The sequence below is a fragment of the Synechococcus sp. R60.1 genome (genome assembly GCF_047461835.1).
In the GTDB taxonomy this organism is placed as follows: domain Bacteria; phylum Cyanobacteriota; class Cyanobacteriia; order Thermostichales; family Thermostichaceae; genus Thermostichus.
Genome location: NZ_JANSIA010000119.1, coordinates 1 through 7285 on the forward strand (window position 1 = coordinate 1; position 7285 = coordinate 7285).

General features: G+C 57.0%; 7 protein-coding genes. 3 read left to right on the plus strand and 4 right to left on the minus strand.

The window, feature by feature from the left end:
• A partial coding sequence (locus NW834_RS12885; protein ID WP_414426337.1) for an RNA-guided endonuclease InsQ/TnpB family protein occupies positions 1–549 on the plus strand: 549 nt, incomplete at its 5' end.
• 110 nt (positions 550–659) lie between these two features.
• Here NW834_RS12885 and sufD read toward each other — a convergent pair.
• The 4 genes from sufD to sufB all read right to left on the minus strand — a co-directional run bounded on the left by sufD (position 660) and on the right by sufB (position 4825).
• Complete coding sequence (gene sufD, locus NW834_RS12890) at positions 660–1952, minus strand: Fe-S cluster assembly protein SufD (protein ID WP_414419012.1); 1293 nt, start codon at positions 1950–1952, stop codon at positions 660–662.
• Positions 1949–2764 (minus strand): Fe-S cluster assembly ATPase SufC, encoded by an 816-nt coding sequence (gene sufC / locus NW834_RS12895; protein ID WP_414349662.1) that lies wholly within the window; start codon positions 2762–2764, stop codon positions 1949–1951. The genes sufD and sufC overlap by 4 nt, the downstream gene beginning before the upstream one ends.
• Positions 2765–2861: 97 nt before the next feature.
• Positions 2862–3260 carry a large-conductance mechanosensitive channel protein MscL gene (mscL, locus tag NW834_RS12900; RefSeq protein ID WP_414344182.1) on the minus strand — a complete coding sequence of 133 codons (399 nt, stop codon included), beginning with the start codon at positions 3258–3260 and terminating at the stop codon, positions 2862–2864.
• Between the two features lie 128 nt (positions 3261–3388).
• Positions 3389–4825 carry a Fe-S cluster assembly protein SufB gene (gene sufB, locus NW834_RS12905; protein ID WP_414349663.1) on the minus strand — a complete coding sequence of 479 codons (1437 nt, stop codon included), beginning with the start codon at positions 4823–4825 and terminating at the stop codon, positions 3389–3391.
• Positions 4826–5004: 179 nt separating this feature from the next.
• Between sufB and sufR the strand changes: the two genes are divergently transcribed.
• Both sufR and NW834_RS12915 read left to right on the plus strand, forming a co-directional pair.
• Positions 5005–5721, plus strand: a complete 717-nt coding sequence (sufR, locus tag NW834_RS12910; RefSeq protein ID WP_414419013.1) for an iron-sulfur cluster biosynthesis transcriptional regulator SufR — start codon at positions 5005–5007, stop codon at positions 5719–5721.
• Between the two features lie 275 nt (positions 5722–5996).
• On the plus strand, positions 5997–7067 hold the full coding sequence (locus NW834_RS12915; protein WP_414332215.1) for a 3-deoxy-7-phosphoheptulonate synthase: 1071 nt from the start codon (positions 5997–5999) through the stop codon (positions 7065–7067).
• The last annotated feature ends 218 nt before the right edge of the window (positions 7068–7285 follow it).

The following is a 7285-nucleotide window of genomic DNA, read 5'->3' on the forward strand; positions in this document are numbered from 1 at the left end:
AGTAAGGGCACACGCAGTTCGCGGCGCAGATGCAGAGAACTGTTGCAACGGCTGTCTGGCAAGGAGAGACGCTTTCAAGTGTGGGTCAATCATCGCATCTCTAAAGCTATTGTCTCTAGGGCAAAAGCTACCAACAGCGCTATTGCTCTGGAAGACCTGACAGGGATCCGGGAAAGAGTCAATCAACAACCCCGCAGCAAAACCGAAAGGCGCAGGGCCAACAGTTGGGCGTTCTACCAGCTACGCCAGTTTCTGGAATACAAGGCGAGGGTTGCAGGGGTTTCTCTGGTTCTTGTGCCGCCTGCTTACACGTCGCAGACCTGTCACAAGTGTTTGCACATCCATCCCGATCCTGCGCAATCCTATCGCAGTGGCAAGTCGTTCAAGTGTGGGCACTGTGGATGGGAAGGGGATGCGGATTTGAATGGTGCGAATGTGATTGCGCTCTTGGGGGCTGTCGTAAACCAGCCTAGAGGTCCGGGCTTGTTTTGTTCTCTGGTAGAGCAGAACAGGCTCAGGGCTACTGAAAGCCCGCTCCGTACCGCTTAGCGGTCGGAGCCGGGTAGTTTACTGCTGCCTATCCATTACGCCCAAGTCTGGTCACTCTTGAGGGTAATGGGGGAGCAACAACTTATTATTGTTATTGGAATTGATTGGATTCACGGGATCCCAGCCAACCGGCGGGCCACCAGGGCGGGAAGTTGAGCCAACGGGATCCCTTCCAGGGCTTCTGCTGCAAAAGCGCAGGTGAGGAGTTGCCTGGCCTCAGCTTGGGGAATACCCCGGCTTTGCAGATAGAAGATCTCTTCTGCCTCCAGTTGGCTGACGGTGGCCCCGTGGGCACACTTGACGTTGTCGGCAAAGATCTCCAGTTGCGGCTGGGTGTCGACCCGGGCTTTGGGGCCTAGGAGCAGGTTGCGGTTGGTCTGGGCGGCGTCCGTCAGTTGGGCCTCTCGGCTCACCAGAATCCGTCCGCTGAAGACCGCATGGGCCGTCTCGTCCACAATGCACTTGTGCAATTGGCGGCTGCTGCCGTGGGGGGCCTGATGCACCAGGCGGGAGTGGGTGTCGCTGTGCTGGGATCCCTTCAGCAGCGTTAGCCCCTGCAGTTGGGTGTGGGCCTGGGCTCCGGCTTGGGTGATCTCCAGGTTGTGGCGAGAAAACTGGGATCCCCACTGAATCGCCTGGAGGCGGTAGTGGCTGTCGCAGCTTTGGCGCACGGCGGTCTTGTTGATGTGGAAGGCTGGGGATCCCTGCCTTTGCAAAATCACATGGTGCAAACGAGATCCCTCTGCCAAGAGGATCTCGGTTACAGCGTTGCCAAAGGGGATCCCGGATCCCAGGGATACATGATCTTCGATCAGCGTGAGGGAGCTGTGGGCTTGCAAAGACAGCAGGCAGCGGGGCTGGGCCAAAACGGCCTCTCCCTCAGGAGCCACCGTTATGAACAGCAGGTGCAGCGGTGACGGAACTTCCTGGCCGGGCTGTAGGCCAATCTGGATCCCATCTCCCAGATGAGCGGTGTTGAGGGCCGTAAACACATCCGTCTTGGCCAGGGTTTGCAGCAACTCCCCTGGGGCTTGGGCTAAAGGGATCACCTGCAAAGCGGTGGGCAGGCCGCTCAAATCAGAAAGCTGGGGGGCAAAGTAGCCGTTGACGAACACGGCGCGGCTATAGCTGGCTTCCGGCCAAAGCCAAGGTTCTAGGGTTGCTGCATCCAGAGACGGATCCCCCGCGGCAGCCAGGCGAAACTCGTGGGCCAGCAGTGGCGAGAGATCGCTGTATTTCCAATCCTCTTCCCGTGGGGTCGGGATCCCCAGTTCGGCCAATTGGGCGCGGGCCTGCTGCCTAAGGGTGGTGTAGGGATCCTGCCTTTCCGGGATTTGGCCGAGGATGTGCTCCAGGAATAGGCGGCTCTCTGGGGCAAAAGGTTTGGGCAAGGTGGCGCTCATCCCTCTTTCTCCTGCCGAGATGTCGCAGCTGCCGGTTCTTGACCCGACTGAGTTTTGATCCAGTCGTAGCCCCGTTCCTCCAGCTCCAGCGCCAAGGTCTTGTCCCCACTGATGACGATACGACCCCCCTCCATCACATGCACGTAGTCGGGGGTAACATAGTCCAGCAAGCGTTGGTAGTGGGTGATCAAGAGCATGGCATTCTCAGAGCCGGCCAGTCGGTTGATGCCGTGGGCCACAATGCGCAGCGCGTCGATATCCAGACCGGAATCCGTCTCGTCCAAAATGGCCAGCGTGGGCTCCAACACCGCCATTTGCAGGATCTCGTTGCGCTTTTTCTCGCCGCCGGAAAAGCCCTCGTTCACAGAGCGCTCCAAAAAAACGGGATCCATTTTGACAATATCCAACTTTTCCCGTACCAGGTCGTCAAAATCCAGAGCATCCAGTTCCGGCTGATCCCGATATTTCTGGCGAGCGTTGTAGGCGGCGCGCAGGAAATCCAAGTTGCTCACCCCCGGAACCTCGATGGGGTATTGAAACGCCAAGAAGATCCCTGCCCAAGCCCGCTCCTCCGGTTCCATTTCCAGAAGATTCTTGCCCAGATAGAGGATCTCGCCTCCTGTCACCCGGTAGTCGGGGTGGCCAGCCAAGATCTTGGAAAAAGTGCTTTTTCCAGAACCATTGGGGCCCATGATGGCGTGGATTTCTCCGGCGCGAATTTCCAGGCTCAACCCCTTGAGAATGGGGGTGCCGTCGATCTCGGCGCTGAGATCTCGAACGGATAAGATGACAGGGCTGTTTTCACGGATCATGGCTAGACTCTAGGGTTGACACCGAAGGGCAGGAGCTGAAAAGTTAAGGGATCCCTAAACCAGGTTTGGATTTTGGGCCTAAGGATCCCCTATAGCTCTATTGGGAGTGGCGATTGAGGATATCCCGGATCTCTGTCAGCAAAACCACTTCTGGTGGGGGCAATGTGGGAGGAGATTCTTCCTCCTTTCGCTGTAGGGTGTTGATCGCCTTCACCAGTAAGAAGATGGCAAAAGCGATAATCACAAAATCAAACACAGCTTGCAGAAAGCTACCGTAGTTAATCGTAACTGGGTCTTCAGGACTTCCACCGATTTTCCAGACCAAGTTCTGGAAGCTCACTCCACCAATCATCAAGCCTAAAACTGGAGTAAACAGATCTGCTACAAAAGAAGTCACAATCTTCCCAAAAGCACCTCCAATAACAACGCCAACAGCCAAATCTAAGGCATTGCCCCGGCTAATAAAGTTTTTGAACTCCTCCAGAAATGCCCGCATAGGGAACTTCTCCTGCCTAGCCTTTATAGTTCAAAACCTCTCTGCCTTGGGAGTCACCCCTCTCCTGAAATCCCACTGATGTCAGTAGCCTCTCCCCAGCTGCTTAGCTTCACGTCGGGAACAATCCCCTAGCCGACGGATCCCTCTAACTTCAGGCTCAGCAATCGATCGGCTTCTACGGCAAACTCCATCGGCAGTTGGTTGAACACTTCTCGGCAGAAGCCGCTGATGATCATGGACACAGCATCTTCCGCAGAGATGCCGCGGGACTGGAAGTAGAACAATTGCTCTTCTCCAATCTTAGAGGTGGAAGCTTCGTGCTCCACTTTGGCGGTGTTGTTTTGCACCTCAATATAGGGGAAGGTGTTGGCGCTGCACTGATCCCCGATCAACATGGAATCGCACTGGGAAAAATTGCGGGCCCCTTCTGCTTTCGGCCCGATTTTGACCAGACCGCGGTAGCTGTTTTTGGAGTGTCCCGCCGAGATGCCCTTGGAAATGATTTTGCTGCGGGTGTTGCGGCCCACGTGAATCATCTTGGTGCCGGTATCGGCCTGCTGGTAGTTGTTGGTTAGGGCAACCGAGTAAAACTCGCCCACCGAGTTTTCCCCCACCAACACGCAGCTAGGATATTTCCAAGTGATGGCCGAGCCGGTCTCCACTTGCGTCCAAGAGATTTTGGAGTTGGCCCCCTGACACAGGCCGCGCTTGGTTACAAAGTTGTAAATGCCCCCTTTGCCGTTTTCATCGCCGGCATACCAGTTCTGCACCGTGGAGTATTTAATTTCGGCATTGTCTAGGGCGATCAGCTCCACCACCGCCGCATGCAGTTGGTTGGTGTCGAACATGGGGGCAGTACACCCTTCCAAGTAGCTGACGTAGGATCCCTCGTCGGCAATGATCAGGGTGCGCTCAAACTGGCCCGATTCGCCGTTGTTGATGCGGAAATAGGTGGAAAGCTCCATGGGACAGCGCACCCCTTTGGGCACATAGACAAAGGATCCATCACTGAACACTGCCGAGTTCAGCGCCGCGTAGTAGTTATCAGCAATGGGAACCACACTGCCCAAGTACTTGCGCACCAGCTCCGGATACTCCCGCAGTGCCTCCGACATGGAGCAGAAGATCACGCCTTCCTTGGCCAGCTTTTCCCGGAAGGTGGTGGCTACCGAAACGCTGTCGAAGATGGCATCCACCGCCACATTGGCCAGCCGCTTCTGTTCAGACAAGGGGATCCCCAATTTCTCGAAGGTCTCCAGCAGCACCGGATCCACTTCGTCCAGGCTCTTTTTCTTGGGCTGCACCTTGGGGGCCGAGTAGTAGACAATGTTTTGGTAGTCAATGGGCGGGTAGCTGACGTTGGGCCAGGTGGGCTCGCTCATCTTCAGCCACTGGCGGTAGGCCCGCAGCCGGAACTCTAGCATAAAGTCCGGCTCCCCTTTCTTGGCCCAGATCTGCCGAATCACCTCTTCGTTCAAGCCTTTGCCAATCGACTCAGAGGGGATGTCGGTTACAAAGCCGTACTTGTAGGGCTGGTTGACCAGGGCGCGGACGCTCGTAGACATGGATGGCTCTCGGGTAGTGACAGGGTAGAAACGCGACTAAGACAGATGGCCAAATAAAACAACAGAGTTGTTGTTTAACTGATCCTCAGGTTACTTTAGCAATGATCCCGTTGTCAAAATAGCAGAGAGCTGTGCTGGCAGCGGCAGCCGATTAACCCAGTCTAACCAGGAGGGCGAGGGTGGACAGCACGCGCAAGATCACCGGGCAGGTCGCTCAACCCGCTTCGAGTAAGCAGGCCATCTTGGTCTACCTGCGCAAGGCGGGGCAGGCCAACGCCCAAACGCTGGCAGAGCACCTGCGCATTTCTCCCCAGGCCATCCGCCGCCACCTCAAGGATCTGGAGGCAGAGGGGTTGATCCAACATATCGCTCAACCCAATGGTCTAGGGCGACCCCAGCATCTCTATCAGCTCAGCCCCTTGGGAGAAGAGCAGTTCCCCGCCAGCTACGACGAGTTTGCCCTTGGCCTGCTCAACACCCTGGCCGAAACCCTGGGATCCGAACAGATGGGATCCCTTCTCCACCACCAGTGGCAGCGCAAAGCCCGGGAGTATCAGGCCCAACTGGGATCCGGATCCCTGCGGGAGCGGCTGGAGCGTTTGGTGCAGTTGCGCCAGGCAGAGGGTTACATGGCGGAGTACTACCCCTATCCTGCCGACCTGACTGTGCCGATGGCAGCAGAGGGATCCGAGCCTTACGTCGAGCAGTATGTGTTGGTCGAGCACAATTGCGCCATTGCCCAGATTGCCCACACCTTTCCCAGCGTCTGCGGCCACGAACTGGAGATGTTTGCTGCCGCCTTGCCCGATTGCCGAGTAGAGCGCATCACCTGGCAGGTGCAGGGAGAACACCCCTGCGGCTACTGGATTGCCAAGCCAGCGGCTCGGTCGACTTAAGACTTCCCCAGGAAACCGGATCCCTGAGGTGTCAAACGAGGTTTTTTCGGGTATAGTTATCTCGTACAGGTTTTAAGTTTGTTCTCCGCATGGTTTGGCGCGCTTCCTTTTTTGGCTACTTTAGCTTTCCCTGGCAACGACCAGGGCAGAAGGGTGGCGCGTAAACAAAGACCTACAGTTTACCCGAGTCAGTCCTGAAGCCCTGAGCCCAGCGCCAGGGCTTTTTTGATGGCTCGACGACCCCATCTACCCACTTGCACGCTGAGGACAGTTCCATGCCCCCTCAAACCGACAATTGCAATATCCAAGAGGTGACTCCCTTGATTGCCCCTGCTGCTGTCAAGGCCAAGCTGCCCCTTACGGAAACGGCAGCCCAGGTGGTGCTCTCCACTCGGCAAGCCATCCGCGACATCATCCACGGACGGGATCTCCATCGCTTGGTGGTGATCGTCGGCCCCTGTTCCATCCACGATCCTGCAGCGGCTCTGGAGTATGCCCATCGCCTCAAGCGGGTGGCCGACCAAACTCGGGAGCACCTGGTGATCGTTATGCGCACGTATTTTGAGAAACCCCGCACCACGGTGGGCTGGAAGGGCCTGATCAACGATCCCCACCTGGATGGTTCGTGCGACATTGCCACCGGCTTGCAACTGGCCCGTTCCATTCTCCTGCAGATCAACGAGCTGGGCCTGGCCTGTGCCACCGAGATGCTGGATCCGGTGACCCCTCAGTACACGGCAGATCTGGTGAGCTGGGCGGCCATTGGCGCCAGAACCATCGAAAGCCAAACTCACCGGGAAATGGCCAGCGGCCTCTCCATGCCTGTGGGCTTCAAAAACGGCACCGACGGGCGGCTGGAAATCGCTCTCAATGCCATCCTCTCCGCCAGCCATCCCCACAGTTTCTTGGGCATTGGCCAAGATGGCATGACGGCTTTGGTAAAAACCACCGGCAACCCGGATCGGCACATCGTGTTGCGGGGGGGAGGGGGCAAGACCAACTACGGCCCGGAAGATGTGGCGCGGGCGGCACTGCTGATGAAGGATCAAGGGATCCCTCGCTCGGTGATGGTGGACTGCTCCCATGACAACTCCCACAAAAATTACCGCAACCAGGGATCCGTCTGTCGAGCGGTGCTACAGCAGTACCAGGCGGGGCAGCGGGCTCTGATGGGGCTGATGCTGGAGAGCAACCTCTACCCGGGCAAGCAAACCTGGCAGGAAGGGGCGCCGCTCCAGTACGGGGTTTCCATCACCGATGGCTGCATCGGCTGGGAAGAGACGGAAGATCTGTTGTGGGAGATGGCAGCGACCGTAGAGGGGAGAGCGTTGGCCCTCAGCCATTGAGGGATGGGGATCCCGGAGTTTGTTAAAGAATCAAAAAGGAAATGGGGACAAGGGGCAGCCTGCTCCTAGGGTCGAGCCAAGGTTTCGTTGTTTCGTCAGGCCCTGTGGGATGGGGTCTCCAGGTCGAGCTGGGAGGTTGTGATGGAGCATGACTCTAGTCAATAATAAGCTCAACTATACTGAAAATAATGTATAATATGTTCAGTACGGATTACTAC

Excerpts from the sequence above, each read along its gene's own strand:
- sufD (WP_414419012.1), bottom strand. The coding sequence starts at position 1,952 with ATGAGCGCCACCTTGCCCAAACCTTTTGCCCCAGAGAGCCGCCTATTC.
- sufC (WP_414349662.1), bottom strand. The coding sequence starts at position 2,764 with ATGATCCGTGAAAACAGCCCTGTCATCTTATCCGTTCGAGATCTCAGC.
- mscL (WP_414344182.1), bottom strand. The coding sequence starts at position 3,260 with ATGCGGGCATTTCTGGAGGAGTTCAAAAACTTTATTAGCCGGGGCAAT.
- sufB (WP_414349663.1), bottom strand. The coding sequence starts at position 4,825 with ATGTCTACGAGCGTCCGCGCCCTGGTCAACCAGCCCTACAAGTACGGC.
- NW834_RS12915 (WP_414332215.1), top strand. The coding sequence starts at position 5,997 with ATGCCCCCTCAAACCGACAATTGCAATATCCAAGAGGTGACTCCCTTG.